A 13,354-nucleotide genomic window follows, 5' to 3' on the forward strand; every position below is an offset into this window, starting at 1 on the left:
TGGGGCAAAAGCATACTGATTTATCACCCGTCACGGATGTAGCGGTACTCGGTCACGCTCCGAAATCAATCGAGGTGATCTCTGCTATCTACCGGTCCCGGAGCAGGGCGGTGTCCTAGCTTCGTTGGCATGAATCTCCAGCAGCTCCGCTATGTGGTCGCGACTGCGGAGCACCGCACCATGACCGACGCGGCCAGGTCGCTCTACATCGCGCAGCCTGCGCTGTCCCGCGCGATCCGCGATCTTGAGCGAGAGCTCGGCATGACGCTCTTCGCCCGCTCCGGCCGCGGCGTGGTGGTCACCGCCCAGGGCCGCCGCGTGGTCAAGCTGGCGAGGGAGGCGCTCGACGCCGTGCACGAGATCGAGGGCCTGGCCAACCACGCCGGCGTGACGGAGGCCGAACTGCGCATCGCCTCCACCCCGAGTCTCGAACCCGGACTCGCGGGGCGGCTGCTCCCTGCCTACGCGGCCGAGCACCCAGGGGTACGCGTGCACATCGTGCGCTGCGACGGCCGCGACGGCGTCGTCAGCGCCATCCGGGATCAGCGGGCCGACCTCGGGCTCACCGATCTGCCCGTGCCCACCGACCTCATCACCCACCCGCTCGAACGCCAGGAGATCGTGCTGATCTCCCCGCCCGGGCTCGACCTGCCCAACCCGGTCCCCATGGGCAAGCTGCACGGCATGCGCCTGGCGCTGCCCGCCCGCGGCAGCTCGCGGCGCAGGGAACTCGACGCCATGTTCGGCAAGTACGCCGTCACCCCCGTGGTCGTCCTGGAGACCGACGAGCGCAACGGCTGGCTGAACGCGGTCCGCGCCGGCCAGGCCTCCCTGCTGTGGTACCGCGGCATGGCCGATCAGGCCGCCAGGGCCGGCCTGGTGGTGCGCTCACTCGAACCGGCCGTGCGGCGCGTCATCGCCGTGGTGCACGCACGCCGCCGCCTGCCCCTCATCGCCCAGGACTTCCTGTCCACCGCGGAGAAGGGCACAGCCGCCTGACCAGGAACGTTCCATGATCCCCCGCAACTCCCGCCGTTGACCCCCAGCCCGCCTCCGGCCCGCCCGCCTAGCGGGACACCGGAAGGCGGACCACGGCACGCAGACCCGGCGCCGCGTCCTGCAGGACCACCGTCCCCCCGTGGGCGCGCACGGTCTCCCGGACGATCGCCAGCCCCAGGCCGGCCCCGCCCTCGTCCCTGCTGCGCCCGGAGTCCAGCCGGGTGAACCGGTTGAACACCCGCTCCCGGTCCTGCTCGGGGATGCCGGGCCCGTCGTCGGTCACCGTCAGCACGCCGTCGGCGGTCAGCGCCACCTCGACCTTCGAGGAGGTGTGCCGGGCGGCGTTGTCCATCAGGTTCGTCAGCACCCGGCTCAGGTCGAGGGCGTCCCCGCGCACCACCACGGGGTCGCACGCGGTCAGCCGGGCCTCGCCGTACCGCTCGGCGACCTGGCGCACCACCTCGTCGAGGTTGACCGGCTCGTCGCGGGCCGGCACGCCGCCGCGCTCGTCCAGGCGGGCCAGCGCGAGCAGGTCCTCGGCCAGCCTGGACAGCCGCAGGGCGTCCTCCAGCACGCCCTCGGCGGTCTCCCGCCAGTCCTGGCCCTCCGGATGGCCGAGCGCCACCTCCAGCTGGAGCCGGATGCTGGCCAGCGGGCTGCGCAGCTCGTGGGCGGCGTCGGAGACCAGCGCGCGCTGGCGCTGCTCGGCCTCCTCCAGCCGGGCCAGCATGCCGTTGAGCGTGGTGGCCAGGGCGTACACCTCGTCGCGCGACTGCGGCACCGGCAGCCGCCGGGACCGGGCCGTGTGCGTGATCTCGGCCGCGACCCGGCGCAGCGACGAGATCGGGCGCAGCGTCCTGCCGATCATCAGCCAGCTCGCCACCGCCAGCAGCACGACCAGCGCGGGCGTGCCGACCAGCAGGACGCGCCCGGCCACGCCCAGGCTCGTCTGGATCTCGCCGATCGGCCTGGCGGCCAGCACCGTCTGCCCGTGGTCGGCGCTGAGCACCACCACCCGCAGCGGCCCCGCGATCGCGTACGGCCGGCCGTCGAGGAACGTCGCCCGCCCCTCGCGCAGCACCCTGGCCCTGGCCGCCGCGTCCAGCAGCGGCACCAGCCGGTCGGCGCCGTACGTGACGTGCGTGATGCGCCCGCTCCGGTCGAGCACCTGGACGATCGTGCCGTCGTGCGTGGTGATCGGGCTGGTCAGCGTCCCGGCGTCGGCCGCCACGCGCACGGTCTGGGCCTGCTGCCGGGTCGAGGTGTCGACCGTGTCGATCAGCGCCCGGTCGAGCACCGACAGCAGCACCGAGGCCGACAGCGCCAGCGCCAGCCCCAGCACGGCGGCCGCCGCGACCGTCAGCCTGAACCGCAGCCCCTGACGCCGCCACCAGGCCATCGGGGTGTCAGCCACCGTCGCCCGCCAGCCGGTAGCCCGCGCCGCGCACGGTCTGCAGCGCGTTCCTGCCGAACGGGGCGTCGACCTTGCGCCGCAGGTAGCCGACGTAGACCTCGACCACGTTCGGGTCGGTGTCGAAGGTGTCCCACACGTGTTCCAGGATCTCCGACTTCGACACCACCTCGTCACGGCGGCGCATCAGGAACTCCAGCAGCGCGAACTCCCTCGGCGTCAGCTCCACCGGCGTCTCGCCCCGCTGCACCTTCCGGCGGGCCGGGTCGAGGGTCAGGTCGCCGGCCGCCAGCACCGACGGCCGCCGCCCCGAGTCGCGCCGCAGCAGGGCCCGGAGCCTGGCCACCAGCACCACATAGGAGAAGGGCTTGGTCAGGTAGTCGTCGGCGCCGAGGTCGAGGCCGTCGGCCATGTCGTACTCGCCGTCCTTGGCCGACAGCATGAGGATCGGCACCCAGTTCTCCTCCGCGCGCAACTGCTTGCACACGTTGTAGCCCGACAGCCTCGGCAGCATGATGTCCAGCACCACGACGTCGTAGTCGCCCTGCCGGGCCGCGTGCAGGCCCTCCTCGCCGTCGTGGGCGAGGTCCACGGCGAACCCCTCGGCCTGCAGCCCGCGCTGGAGGGCCGCGGCCATCCGCCGCTCGTCCTCGACGACCAGTACTCTCATGTGCTGATTCTCCCGTCCCTGAGCTGAGACGCCGCTGAGAAGGCTGAGAGGCGTCTCAGACAGTCTCAGGCCGGCCACAGGATGCATGCCGCAGGCTCTGGTCATCGACATACCGTTAAGGAGTGAGATGCGCAGAGGCACGTTCGTGAGGTGGGGAGTCCCGATCGCCGCGGCGGCACTGATCGGTGGCGCGATCGGAGCCGGCCCGGTCATCGCGGCGGTGAGCGGCGAGCCCGTCCTGCCCGAGCGTTCGGCCCAGCAGCTGCTGGCCGACGCCGTGGCGGCGACGAGCAAGGGAGGCGGCCTGCCGCCCATGTCCGGCACGGTGCAGCAGACGGCCTCACTCGGCCTGCCGTCGCTGCCCCAGACCGGCGGTGAGTCGCCGCTGAGCCTGCTGTCCGGCTCGCACGAGATCAAGGTCTGGTACGGCGGCGCCGACCGGTTCCGGGTGGCCATGCCGACCCAGCTGAACGAGACCAACCTGATCGTCAACGGCGACCAGGGCTGGTACTGGGAGAGCGCCACCAACACCGCGACCAGGTTGACCGTCAAGCCCGGCACGGGCCAGGAGCACAAGCTGCCCGGCACGCCGCCGGTCCAGCTGACGCCGCCGCAGGTGGCCGAGCAACTGCTGGCCAAGGCCGGCGAGCACACCGCGGTCCGCGTGATCAACACCGCGGAGGTGGCGGGCCGTCCGGTCTACCAGCTCGTCCTCGCGCCCAAGGACGAGGGCTCGCTGGTGCAGGAGGTGCGGCTCGCGCTCGACGGCGAGACCTACGTCCCGCTCCAGGTCCAGGTCTACGCCAAGGGCTCGGCAGAACCGGCCTTCCAGGTCGGCTTCACCCAGGTGACGTTCACGCCGCCGGCCGCGGAGAACTTCGCCTTCACCCCGCCCGCGGGCGCCAAGGTGGAGGAGAAGGACCTCAGCGAGCTGGGCGACGCCAAGCGCGCCGAGCAGCACGCCGAGCAGGCCGAGAGGGTCGCGGGCGAGCTCAAGGTCGTCGGCGACGGGTGGACGACCGTGGCCGTCCTGCCGTTCAAGCCGGAGGACCTCACAGCGGCCGGCCGGCCGGCGGGCGACGGCTCGACGCCCCGCGACGGCTCCCAGGCCGACGTGGGGGCGCTGGCCGACGCCGTCCTGAAGTCGGCCACGCCGGTGAGCGGCACGTGGGGCTCGGGCCGGCTGATCAGGACGAAGCTCGTCACCGTCCTGCTGACCGACGACGGCCGGCTGCTGGTCGGCGCGGTCACCCCGGAGGAGATCACGCAGGCGGCGGGCGTCAGGTGACCACCGCCGTCACGCAGGAAGCGGGGGCGCCCTTCGGGGCGGCCCCGCCCTCCGGGGAGCACGCCATCGTCACGCGCGGCCTGACCAAGCGCTTCCGCGGCGGCCAGGTGGCCGTGGACGCGCTCGACCTGACGGTGCCGCGCGGCTCGGTCTTCGGCTTCCTCGGGCCCAACGGCTCGGGAAAGACCACGACCATCCGCATGCTGCTGGGCCTCATCGCGCCCACCGAGGGGGAGCACTCCCTGCTCGGGCTGCCGCTGCCGCGGGCGCTGCCCCGGGTGGGGGCGGTGGTGGAGGGGCCGGCGTTCTACCCGTACCTGTCGGGCGAGGCCAACCTGATGCGCTTCGACGCCGCCGACCCCACGGCGGTGCGCCGCACCGCGCGGGCGCGCGTCGCCGCCGCGCTCGACCGGGTGGGCCTGTCGGCCGCGGCCGGCAAGCGCTACCGCAACTATTCGCTCGGCATGCGCCAGCGGCTGGCCATCGCGGCCGCGCTGCTCGGCCCGCGCGAGCTGCTCGTCCTGGACGAGCCGACCAACGGCCTCGACCCGCAGGGCACCCGCGAGGTGCGCGCGCTGGTCAAGGACATCGCCGCCGGCGGCACCACCGTCTTCGTCTCCTCGCACCTGCTGGCCGAGGTCGAGCAGATGTGCACGCACGCCGCCATCATGCGGACCGGCAGGCTGGCCGCCCAGGGCACGATCGCCTCGCTGAACGGCGGCCTGGCCACGCGCGTCCGGGTCGAGACGCCCGACGTGGCCGACGCCGCGCGGGTGCTCGGCGGGCTGGGGCTGGCCGACGTGCGGCGCGGCGACGCCGACGTGACGGCCGAGCTGGGCGGCAACGCGCCGGAGCGGATCAACGCCGCGCTGGTCGGCGAAGGGGTCGCCGTACGGGGGCTGGCCGTGCTGCGGCCGAGCCTGGAGGACGTTTTCGTCGGACTGACGGGGGAGGGCTTCGATGTCGACGGCTGACACCTCGGCGCCGGACGCTGAGACACACGCGACGCAGCCGCGGGACACCGGGACGCCGCAGCCGCGGGACGGCCGGTCCGGTGGGCGCATGCCCGGCCTGGTGCCCGTGACCGAGACGCTGCGCACCGTGGAGCGGCGCACCCCGGACCCAGCCGCGGCGGTCCCCGCACACAACGCCTGGACGGACGCCACGGGAGGCCCGCGGCGAGCCAGGTGGGCGTTCTGGCGGCTGCTCGGCTCGGAGCTGGGCCTGACCTTCCGCCGGCCGCGCAACCTGGTGATGCTGGCCGTGCTCGCCTGCGTGCCGGCCGTCCTCGGCCTGGCCCTGCGCGCGTTCGGCGGCGACGACCGCGACGGGATGGGGGGGTTCATCCAGAGCGTGGCGGGCAACAGCCTCATGCTCACGTTCGTCGCGTTCTCGTTCCTCGTGCTGCTGCTGATGCCGGTCGCCGTCAGCGTGGTCGCCGGCGACTCGGTGGCCGGGGAGGCGGGCGGCGGCACGCTGCGCTACCTGCTGGCCGCGCCGGCGGGACGCACCCGCCTGCTGGCCGTCAAATACCTCAACGCGGTCGTCTTCGCCTACGCCGTCACGGCGGTGGTGGCGCTGTCGGCGCTGGTCACCGGGCTGATCCTGTTCCCGGTCGGGCCGGTGACGCTGCTGTCGGGCACGACGATCTCCATGGGCGAGGGGCTGCTGCGCATCCTCATCGCCGTCGGCTACGTCGGGGCCGGCATGGCGGCGCTGGCCGCCGTCGCGCTGGCGCTGTCGACGTTCACCGAGGTGTCCATCGGGGCGGTGGCCGCCACGCTCGTGCTGGTGGTCGTCTGCCAGGTGCTGCGGGCCTTCCCCGAGCTGAGCGCGGTGACGCCGTACCTGCTGCCGACCAGGTTCACCAACTTCGACGCGGTGCTGCGCAGCCCGATGGACCTGTCGGCGCTGCGGGACGGGCTGCTGGCCTTCGGCGCCTACATCGTGCTGTTCTGCTCGATCGCGTGGGCGCGCTTCTCCGGCAAGGACATCACGTCCTGACCGGGCGGCGCGTCCCCGGCCGGGCGGGCTGCCCGGCCGGGGACGCCGCGTCGCGCGGTCAGGCCGCCCGGCGGCGCAGGCCCAGGGCCCCGACGACGACGCCGATGACGCCGACGACCAGCCCGGCGCCGCCCAGCAGGCGGGCCGTGCCGTCGGAGGAGGAGGCCGAGGAGGCCGCCACCGGCGCCACCGACGGTCCCGTGGCGGCGGCCGGAGCGGCCGAGGCCGACGCGCTCGCGGCGGAGTGCTCGTCGCCGCCGGAGGCCGGGACGAGCTTCAGCGTGGGAACGGGGTGCTCGGCCTCGGTGCCGTCGGACTTGGGCGCGTCGGCCCAGTCGACCACCTCGCCGCCGGAGTACGTCTGCTTCGTCGGGAACGTCAGCGAGTCGACGTCCTTGGGCAACTGGCCCATGGACACCTCGAACTCCTGGAACTCACCCGGGTTGATCTTGCCGCCGGACCACACGACCGTGGTGACGGCCTCCTCCACGTCGCCGTACTCGGTCTTGACCGGCTTGGGCAGCTTGCCCTCGGTGACCTTGACGTCCCAGCCCGGCACGGGCTTGACCGACACGAACGCCAGCGGATGGTCGGTGGGGAAGCTGACCTGGACCTTGGTCGTGGCGGCGTTGTCACGCTCGTTGGGCACCCGGAAGGCGACCTTGGTGAACCCGCCCTGCTCGGCGGTGCCCGGGGTGATGGAGACGTGGGCCAGCGCGGGCAGCGCCAGGCCGGCGGTGAGGGCGGTGGCGGCGGCGAGCACGGTCGCCGCACGACGGACGAAGGACATGGCGGAACTCCACTTCGGTAAAGAACAGGGGTCTACGGGTGTCAGCAGGTCAGGCGGGAAGTGGAGGACCACGCCTGGCCACCCGGTGCCGGAACCCCGGCTGCGGGGGGACCACCCTGGTGTGCACGACCGGAACGCCCGGCCGCACCGCGGGCACGACCGCGAGCAGCGGCGGCACGAGCCGCAACCCCAGCCGGCGCAGCAGCGACCACAGCACGATCTCGCCGCGCGACAGCCACCAGCCGGTCATCAGGGTCGCCGTGAGGTGCGCGAGCAGCATGCCCGCGTTGACGGCCAGCCCCTGGCCGTGGCCGTGCTCGAAGACGTAGGAGGACGGGCTGCCGCCCGCGAACAGCTCGTGCAGGCCGAACTGCGCCACGCCCAGCACGACGTTGATCACCGGCGCCGAGCGCTCCCTGCCGGACAGCGCCAGCCCCAGGCCGGACACCGCCACCAGGCCCAGCGCCGCCGCCCACGGCCCCGGACGCCCCCCGCCGCCCGCCACGTGGGCCAGGGCAGCGAGGGTCACGCAGACGGCGGCGAAGGCGGCCGTCCGCGCGAGCCGGAGGGGGAGTCGCGCACGCATGTGTGCCACATGGTCTCACGAGGCACCCGCGGATGAGACCCCTACTTCCGAGCGGGCTGATGCCTGGTCCGGAAATGGCTTTTGTCGCTAGGGTCGGTGCCGAGCGCGTTGACATTTGAGGTGAGAACGTTGCGGCACTTAGCAGGTTTGCTCATCGGCGTCGTGGTCACGGCGGCCGTCCTCGGGGGTGGCGGATGGGCCGTGCAGCAGGCCCTCGCCAGTGCGGCGATCACCCCGCCGCCGCCCGACAACCAGAAGATGTGGATCGCCCTCGGCGCCATGGCCGCGGTCGGGCTGGTCGTCGGCCTCGTCGTGGCCGGCCGGATCTCGCCGCTGGCCACGTTCGTGCCCTCGATGGTGCTGCTGGCCTGGACCGTCGTCTACGCCCTCGACACCGGCAGGGCGCTGTCGCTCATCCCCGACCAGGCGTCGGTCCACCAGGTCGTCCTGGACGCCGGCGCGGGCGACAGGACCCTGCTCACCACGGGTGTGCTGGCCCTGCTCGGCGTGGTCCTGTTCATCCCCGTGCTGATGCCCTCCCGCTGGTCGCGCCCGCACGACGACCTCGGCGACGACGACTACGAGACCACGCAGGAGGGCGGCTACTACTGAGCGCCGGTGTAGAGCCTGGTCACCACGTCCTCGATGGTGGCCTGCTCCGGCGCGGTGGCCATGAGCTCGGCGAGCGTCCCGTCGAAGGCCAGCCGGCCGTGGTCGATCAGCATGATCCGGCGGCACAGGCGCTCGATGTCGCCCAGGTCGTGCGTGGTCAGCAGCACGGTGGTGCCGCGCTCGGCGTTCTGCCGCTTCAGGAAGCCGCGGATGCTCGCCTTGCTGACCACGTCGAGGCCGATGGTCGGCTCGTCCAGCACCAGCACGTCGGGGGCGTGCAGCAGCGCCGCGGCCAGGTCGCCGCGCATGCGCTGCCCCAGGCTGAGCTGACGCACCGGGGTGCGCAGGAAGGAGCCGAGGTCGAGGGTCTCGGTCAGCTCGGCCAGCCGGACCCGGAACGTTCCGCGATCTACTTTGTAAAGGTGCCGGACCAGTTCAAAGCTGTCCTTGAGCGGCAGGTCCCACCACAGGGTCGTGCGCTGGCCGAACACCACGCCGATGCGCCGGGCGAGCGTGGTGCGCCGGCGCGAGGGGTCGAGCCCGGCCACCCGCACCGAGCCCGAGGTGGGGGTGAGGATGCCGCACAACATCTTGATCGTGGTGGACTTGCCCGCGCCGTTGGGCCCGAGGCAGCCGACGAACTCGCCGGCCGGCACGCTGAACGACAGGTCGCGTACGGCGTGCACGACGGCGCGTCTGACCTTGAACGAGCGTCCCGCTTCGCGCAGCTCGATCATTGCTAACTCCCCGTCGATCGGTAGTGCCTGATGCCCTGCCGCCAGGCCGCCGCGGCGGCCAGGGCGAGGACCAGCGCGGCGGCCGGTCCGAGGAAGCGCATGAACCCGGGCGTGCCGAACGGGTCGTCCCGGCCCAGGACGTAGAGGCCGGGCTGCCAGTTGACGAAGGCCAGGGGCAGCGCGTACGTGACGCCGCGGACCAGGTCGCGGGCGTAGATGCTGAGGGGGTACTGGCTGAGCTGGTGGGTGCCGTAGGTGAAGGCGTTGACCACCTCCGGTGCGTCGGTCAGCGCGAACTGCAGCGCGCCGGCGAGCGTCCAGAGCGCGGTGAAGATGACGACGCCGGTGACGATCATGACGGGGATCATCCAGGCCCGGCGCCAGTCGAGGCCGAGCGCGGCGACGGCGTAGGCGAGCACGGCCAGGGCCTGGACGACGCGGCCGATCCTGGTGGGCGCGAAGCGGTCGGCGGCGATCTGGATCCAGGCGGCGGCCGGGCGGATGAGGATCGTGTCGAGCGTGCCGGCCTTGATGTGCTGGCTGATGCGGTCGAGGTTGCTGACGAAGGTGTCGCAGAGGGTGAAGGAGACGGCGGAGGCGCCGTACAGGAACAGCACCTCCTCGCGGGTGAAGCCGGCCAGGGTGGTGGTGTTGGCGAAGACGACGAGGATGGCCGCGACGTCGATCGCCCCCGTGACCAGGCCGAACACGACCATCAGGGCGAAGGAGAGCCGGTAGGCGGCCGCGGCGCGGGTCCAGGTCCAGGCCAGCAGGAAGTACGTCCTAACCACCCTGGATCACCACCTTGTGGCGGACGGCGCGGGTGGCCAGCAGGCCGAGGGCGAACAGCGTCGCCGCCCAGAACGCCTGGAGGGCGAGCGTCTGCCCCACGGGGGCCTTGCCGAGGTAGAGGTCGGCGGGCGCCTGGACCATGGAGGCCCACGGCAGGGCTCTGACCACCTCGCCCAGCGGTCCGGGGAACAGGTGGAGGGGGAGCAGCATGCCGCTGCAGAACGTCGTCAGGACCAGGGACACGACGGCCACGCCGCGGTCGTCGGCGAGCCAGCAGACCGACAGCGCGACGAGGTAGCGCCAGCCGAAGCTGATGAGCACGCCGACGAGGCAGCCGGTCAGGGCCGCCGCCCATCCGGCCGGGGAGGCGGGGGTGGTGATGCCGAACAGGGCCGCGCCGAGCAGCAGCGGCGGGAGGCTGCGCACCAGCAGCAGGTACGCGGCCCGGCCCAGGTCCTCGGCCAGCGACCAGAGCGGGAGGGAGGCGGGGCGGACGAGGTCGAGCGCGATGTCGCCGCTGCGGATGCGCTCGGGGATGGTCAGGCCGCCGCCGAACAGCATCATCGGGCCGATGAGGGCCTGGGTGACGAAGCAGTAGGTGACGGCGTCGGTGACGTCGTAGCCGGCCAGGCCGGGGCGGGCCTGCCACAGGGCGATGAGGACGTAGGCGCGCAGGACGCCGAACACGCTGTTGGTGAACGCGCCGGCGAGCGCGGCCCGGACGTAGACGGCGTGTTTGCGGAAGCCGTACCGGACGAGGCGGGCGTAGAGGGGAACGATGGCTCACCTCCGTGGAGTGAGGACAAGGTCACGCATCGTGTCGGGGGTCGGGCACGGGTCGGCCTTGGCGGAAGCCTGGAATTATCCGCCGATGGGTCAGCGGTCCGCAACGCGATATACGAAGCGCAGGCCCGTCCAGGTCTCGTCGATGGCCGCGACCTTGTTGTCGACCAGCCCGGCGGCCAGGCCGAAGTCGCGGACGAGGCGGTCCGACAGGTCGGTGGGGATGCCGGCGGCGGGTTTGATCCGGCAGATCCACAGGCCGCCGTTCCCGGCCAGCGCGGCCTTGGCCGGGGGGAACGCGCGGTGCAGGGTGGCGACGTCGGGGCAGAAGAGCAGGACGACGTCGTACGGGGAACGTGCGCCGGCGGGCGGGCCCTGCTCGTGGTGCACGGTGGCGGCGGGTTCGCCGAGGCCGAGGCCGGCGGGGGCGGCGAGGGCCAGGACCTGGTGTCCCGGCTTGATGCCGAGCTTGCGGGGCAGCGGAGTCCCCGAATATCCCGCCATATCCCCAGAGTCGCACAAGGCCGGAATATTCGCGTCAGCGATGAGATCCTTACTGGCCGGTAGAGCCATGGCGTTCCGGGAAGAAAAGGGGTGGAGGACCGTCATGCGCATCAACAAGGACGTGGCACCCGACTACCCCTTGAGCTGGCAGGCCAGGGCCCTGACCTCGGTCATGTGGGGCACCCTGAAGCCCGCCTCCTCGGTGCTGATGCGTCATCCGCTGGCCCTGATCGGCGCGGCCCGCCTGGGCGAGCTGGCGCAGCTGATGCCGCTGCGCCTTCCCGAGCACGCCGTCGTCGCGCCCGCCGAGGGGCCGGACTGCGGCGGCGAGTGGGTCCGCGCCGGCCGGGTGGACGAGCGCAAGGCGCTGCTCTACTTCCACGGCGGCGGCTACTTCTCGTGCTCGCCGCGTACCCACCGGCCCATCACCTGGCGGTTGTCGGCCGTGGCCCGGCGGCCGGTCCTCGCGCTGGACTACCGGCAGGGGCCGGTGCACCCGCTGGCCGACTCCCTGGCCGACGCGCTGGACGCCTACGAGTGCCTGATGCGCAATGGGCACGCCCCCGAGGACATCGTCATCGCCGGGGACTCGGCGGGCGGGCACCTGACCCTGGCCACCCTGCTGGCGCTGCGCGACCGCGGCCTGCCGACGCCCGCCGCGGCGATCTGCCTGTCGCCGTGGACGGACCTGACCGACATCCCGCGCCGCGCCAACCGCTGGCACGACCCGATGTTGCCGGCGGGCCGGGTGCGGTGGCTGGCCCGCCACTGGACCTGCGGGCTCGACCCGTGGGACCCGCTCGTCTCGCCGGTGCACGGCGACTTCACCGGCCTGCCGCCGCTGATGATCGTCACCGGCTCCACGGAGGTGCTGCGGGACGAGGCCCGCCGGGTGGCCGAGCGGGCCCGGGAGGCGGGGGTGCCGGTGCGGTACGAGGAGTGGCGGCGCATGCCGCACGCGTTCCCGATCCTGGCCGACGTGCTGCCGGAGGCGCGGCTGGCCTTCCGGCACATGTCGGCGTTCCTGGAGGCCGTCGCGGCTCGTGCGGCGGGGCGGGGGGATTCGGCGGCGGCCTGACTGGGGCTGCTGTGTCGGGGTAGTTTGAGCTGATATTTCGCAGTTTGGGGTTGTACGTGGAGGAAGGCGGCCAGGCGTTGCGGTGGCCAGGCCCGTCAATCCCGCTGTAAGGTTAGGTATACCTAACTAACATATGGGGGCTGAAGTGATGGCTGACAAGCCCACGGACCACCATCGGGGCGTCGTCCTGCGGACCGAGCGGCTCTCCCCGCACATGATCCGCATCGTGGTCGGCGGTGACGGCCTGCGCGACTTCGCCTGCCGCGGCCTCACCGACCATTACGTGAAACTCGTCTTCCCGCACGAGGGCGTGGACTACCCCGAGCCCTTCAGTGTCAAGAACGTGCGCGAGACCATGCCGCGCGAGCTCTGGCCGCGCCTGCGCACCTACACCGTGCGCGCCTGGGACCCCGACGCCCTCGAACTGACCCTCGACTTCGTGCACCACGGGGACAAGGGCCTGGCCGGGCCGTGGGCCGCCGCCGCCGAGCCCGGCGACGTCGTGCTGATGCTGGGCCCCGGCGGCGGCTACGCGCCCGACCCCGGAGCCGCCTGGCACCTGCTGGTGGGCGACGAGAGCGCGCTGCCGGCCATCGCCGCCTCCCTGGAGGCGCTGCCCGACGGCGCCCTGGCCCACGTCCTGCTGGAGGTGGACGGCCCCGAGGACGAGCTGAAGCTCGGCACGGCCGCCGACGCGCGGATCACCTGGCTGTACCGGGGTGCGCGGCCGGTCGGCCAGGCGCTGGTGGAGGCGGTGCGCGCGCTGGAGTTCCCCGAGGGGGACGTGCACGCGTTCGTCCACGGCGAGGCCGGTTTCGTCAAGGAGCTCCGCCGTCACCTGCGCCTGGAGCGGGGCGTGCCGATGGAGCGGCTGTCCATCTCCGGCTACTGGCGCATCGGCGTGGACGACGAGGGCTGGCGGGCGGTGAAGAACGACTGGAACCGCGAGGTCGAGGCCGACGAGGCCCGCGCCCTGGCCTCCTGACCCCTTTTCCGGACGAAAGCCCCTCAACCACAACAAGCCACTTCAGAACGTTCCATCCCAGCACTTACTAACCCTCCGGGCACGAACGCCTTACCTTCGATACCCCTTGCGCAAG

15 protein-coding genes are annotated in these 13,354 nt (G+C 72.7%); 7 read left to right on the top strand and 8 right to left on the bottom strand.

All coding sequences use genetic code 11. The features are described 5' to 3' along the window. Window positions 1-129 precede the first annotated feature (129 nt). Window positions 130-999 carry a LysR family transcriptional regulator gene (locus AB0J76_RS15955; protein ID WP_352328087.1) on the top strand — a complete coding sequence of 290 codons (870 nt, stop codon included), beginning with the start codon at window positions 130-132 and terminating at the stop codon, window positions 997-999. Window positions 1,000-1,066: 67 nt separating this feature from the next. On the opposite strand, the gene AB0J76_RS15960 is transcribed toward AB0J76_RS15955, so the two are convergent. Together AB0J76_RS15960 and AB0J76_RS15965 are read right to left on the bottom strand one after the other, a co-directional pair. Continuing rightward, window positions 1,067-2,413 (bottom strand): ATP-binding protein, encoded by a 1,347-nt coding sequence (locus AB0J76_RS15960; protein WP_352328086.1) that lies wholly within the window; start codon window positions 2,411-2,413, stop codon window positions 1,067-1,069. Then, window positions 2,406-3,080, bottom strand: a complete 675-nt coding sequence (locus AB0J76_RS15965) for a response regulator transcription factor (protein ID WP_352328085.1) — start codon at window positions 3,078-3,080, stop codon at window positions 2,406-2,408. The genes AB0J76_RS15960 and AB0J76_RS15965 overlap by 8 nt, the downstream gene beginning before the upstream one ends. Window positions 3,081-3,207: 127 nt before the next feature. Here AB0J76_RS15965 and AB0J76_RS15970 point away from each other — a divergent pair, with 127 nt between their 5' ends. The 3 genes from AB0J76_RS15970 to AB0J76_RS15980 all read left to right on the top strand — a co-directional run bounded on the left by AB0J76_RS15970 (window position 3,208) and on the right by AB0J76_RS15980 (window position 6,372). Next, entirely contained in the window at window positions 3,208-4,368 is a 1,161-nt protein-coding gene (locus tag AB0J76_RS15970; RefSeq protein WP_352328084.1) for a DUF2092 domain-containing protein, read from the top strand. Beyond that, window positions 4,365-5,342, top strand: a complete 978-nt coding sequence (locus AB0J76_RS15975) for an ABC transporter ATP-binding protein (RefSeq protein WP_352328083.1) — start codon at window positions 4,365-4,367, stop codon at window positions 5,340-5,342. Before AB0J76_RS15970 ends, AB0J76_RS15975 begins: the two co-directional genes overlap by 4 nt. An 88-nt stretch (window positions 5,343-5,430) precedes the next feature. After that, window positions 5,431-6,372 carry an ABC transporter permease gene (locus AB0J76_RS15980; RefSeq protein ID WP_352328082.1) on the top strand — a complete coding sequence of 314 codons (942 nt, stop codon included), beginning with the start codon at window positions 5,431-5,433 and terminating at the stop codon, window positions 6,370-6,372. Between the two features lie 58 nt (window positions 6,373-6,430). On the opposite strand, the gene AB0J76_RS15985 is transcribed toward AB0J76_RS15980, so the two are convergent. Together AB0J76_RS15985 and AB0J76_RS15990 are read right to left on the bottom strand one after the other, a co-directional pair. Continuing rightward, window positions 6,431-7,162, bottom strand: coding sequence for a YcnI family protein (locus AB0J76_RS15985; RefSeq protein ID WP_364389763.1), 732 nt, complete (start codon window positions 7,160-7,162; stop codon window positions 6,431-6,433). A 49-nt stretch (window positions 7,163-7,211) separates the two neighbouring features. Further along, a complete protein-coding gene (locus AB0J76_RS15990; RefSeq protein WP_352329536.1) occupies window positions 7,212-7,748 on the bottom strand; it encodes an MFS transporter in 537 nt (178 codons plus the stop codon). Between the two features lie 120 nt (window positions 7,749-7,868). Here AB0J76_RS15990 and AB0J76_RS15995 point away from each other — a divergent pair, with 120 nt between their 5' ends. After that, complete coding sequence (locus AB0J76_RS15995; RefSeq protein ID WP_352329550.1) at window positions 7,869-8,360, top strand: hypothetical protein; 492 nt, start codon at window positions 7,869-7,871, stop codon at window positions 8,358-8,360. Here AB0J76_RS15995 and AB0J76_RS16000 read toward each other — a convergent pair. The 4 genes from AB0J76_RS16000 to AB0J76_RS16015 all read right to left on the bottom strand — a co-directional run bounded on the left by AB0J76_RS16000 (window position 8,354) and on the right by AB0J76_RS16015 (window position 11,176). After that, the gene (locus AB0J76_RS16000; protein WP_352329538.1) at window positions 8,354-9,097 is read right to left on the bottom strand and encodes an ATP-binding cassette domain-containing protein; all 744 of its coding nucleotides are present in this window, start codon (window positions 9,095-9,097) and stop codon (window positions 8,354-8,356) included. The two genes, AB0J76_RS15995 and AB0J76_RS16000, sit on opposite strands and share 7 nt — an antisense overlap. A gap of 2 nt (window positions 9,098-9,099) precedes the next feature. After that, window positions 9,100-9,888, bottom strand: coding sequence for an ABC-2 family transporter protein (locus tag AB0J76_RS16005; protein ID WP_352329540.1), 789 nt, complete (start codon window positions 9,886-9,888; stop codon window positions 9,100-9,102). Beyond that, window positions 9,881-10,576, bottom strand: coding sequence for an ABC-2 family transporter protein (locus tag AB0J76_RS16010; RefSeq protein WP_352329542.1), 696 nt, complete (start codon window positions 10,574-10,576; stop codon window positions 9,881-9,883). The genes AB0J76_RS16005 and AB0J76_RS16010 overlap by 8 nt, the downstream gene beginning before the upstream one ends. Before the next feature lie 189 nt (window positions 10,577-10,765). Beyond that, a complete protein-coding gene (locus AB0J76_RS16015) occupies window positions 10,766-11,176 on the bottom strand; it encodes a hypothetical protein (protein WP_352329544.1) in 411 nt (136 codons plus the stop codon). Between the two features lie 103 nt (window positions 11,177-11,279). Here AB0J76_RS16015 and AB0J76_RS16020 point away from each other — a divergent pair, with 103 nt between their 5' ends. Together AB0J76_RS16020 and AB0J76_RS16025 are read left to right on the top strand one after the other, a co-directional pair. Next, entirely contained in the window at window positions 11,280-12,254 is a 975-nt protein-coding gene (locus AB0J76_RS16020) for an alpha/beta hydrolase (protein ID WP_352329546.1), read from the top strand. A gap of 148 nt (window positions 12,255-12,402) precedes the next feature. Further along, complete coding sequence (locus tag AB0J76_RS16025) at window positions 12,403-13,239, top strand: siderophore-interacting protein (protein ID WP_364389767.1); 837 nt, start codon at window positions 12,403-12,405, stop codon at window positions 13,237-13,239. Window positions 13,240-13,354 lie beyond the last annotated feature (115 nt).

This window comes from Nonomuraea sp. NPDC049624, assembly GCF_040675255.1.
In the GTDB taxonomy this organism is placed as follows: Bacteria; Actinomycetota; Actinomycetes; order Streptosporangiales; family Streptosporangiaceae; genus Nonomuraea.

Excerpts from the sequence above, each read along its gene's own strand:
- AB0J76_RS15955 (WP_352328087.1), top strand. The coding sequence starts at position 130 with ATGAATCTCCAGCAGCTCCGCTATGTGGTCGCGACTGCGGAGCACCGC.
- AB0J76_RS15965 (WP_352328085.1), bottom strand. The coding sequence starts at position 3,080 with ATGAGAGTACTGGTCGTCGAGGACGAGCGGCGGATGGCCGCGGCCCTC.
- AB0J76_RS15970 (WP_352328084.1), top strand. The coding sequence starts at position 3,208 with ATGCGCAGAGGCACGTTCGTGAGGTGGGGAGTCCCGATCGCCGCGGCG.
- AB0J76_RS15980 (WP_352328082.1), top strand. The coding sequence starts at position 5,431 with ATGCCCGGCCTGGTGCCCGTGACCGAGACGCTGCGCACCGTGGAGCGG.
- AB0J76_RS15985 (WP_364389763.1), bottom strand. The coding sequence starts at position 7,162 with ATGTCCTTCGTCCGTCGTGCGGCGACCGTGCTCGCCGCCGCCACCGCC.
- AB0J76_RS15990 (WP_352329536.1), bottom strand. The coding sequence starts at position 7,748 with ATGCGTGCGCGACTCCCCCTCCGGCTCGCGCGGACGGCCGCCTTCGCC.
- AB0J76_RS16000 (WP_352329538.1), bottom strand. The coding sequence starts at position 9,097 with ATGATCGAGCTGCGCGAAGCGGGACGCTCGTTCAAGGTCAGACGCGCC.
- AB0J76_RS16015 (WP_352329544.1), bottom strand. The coding sequence starts at position 11,176 with ATGGCGGGATATTCGGGGACTCCGCTGCCCCGCAAGCTCGGCATCAAG.
- AB0J76_RS16020 (WP_352329546.1), top strand. The coding sequence starts at position 11,280 with ATGCGCATCAACAAGGACGTGGCACCCGACTACCCCTTGAGCTGGCAG.
- AB0J76_RS16025 (WP_364389767.1), top strand. The coding sequence starts at position 12,403 with ATGGCTGACAAGCCCACGGACCACCATCGGGGCGTCGTCCTGCGGACC.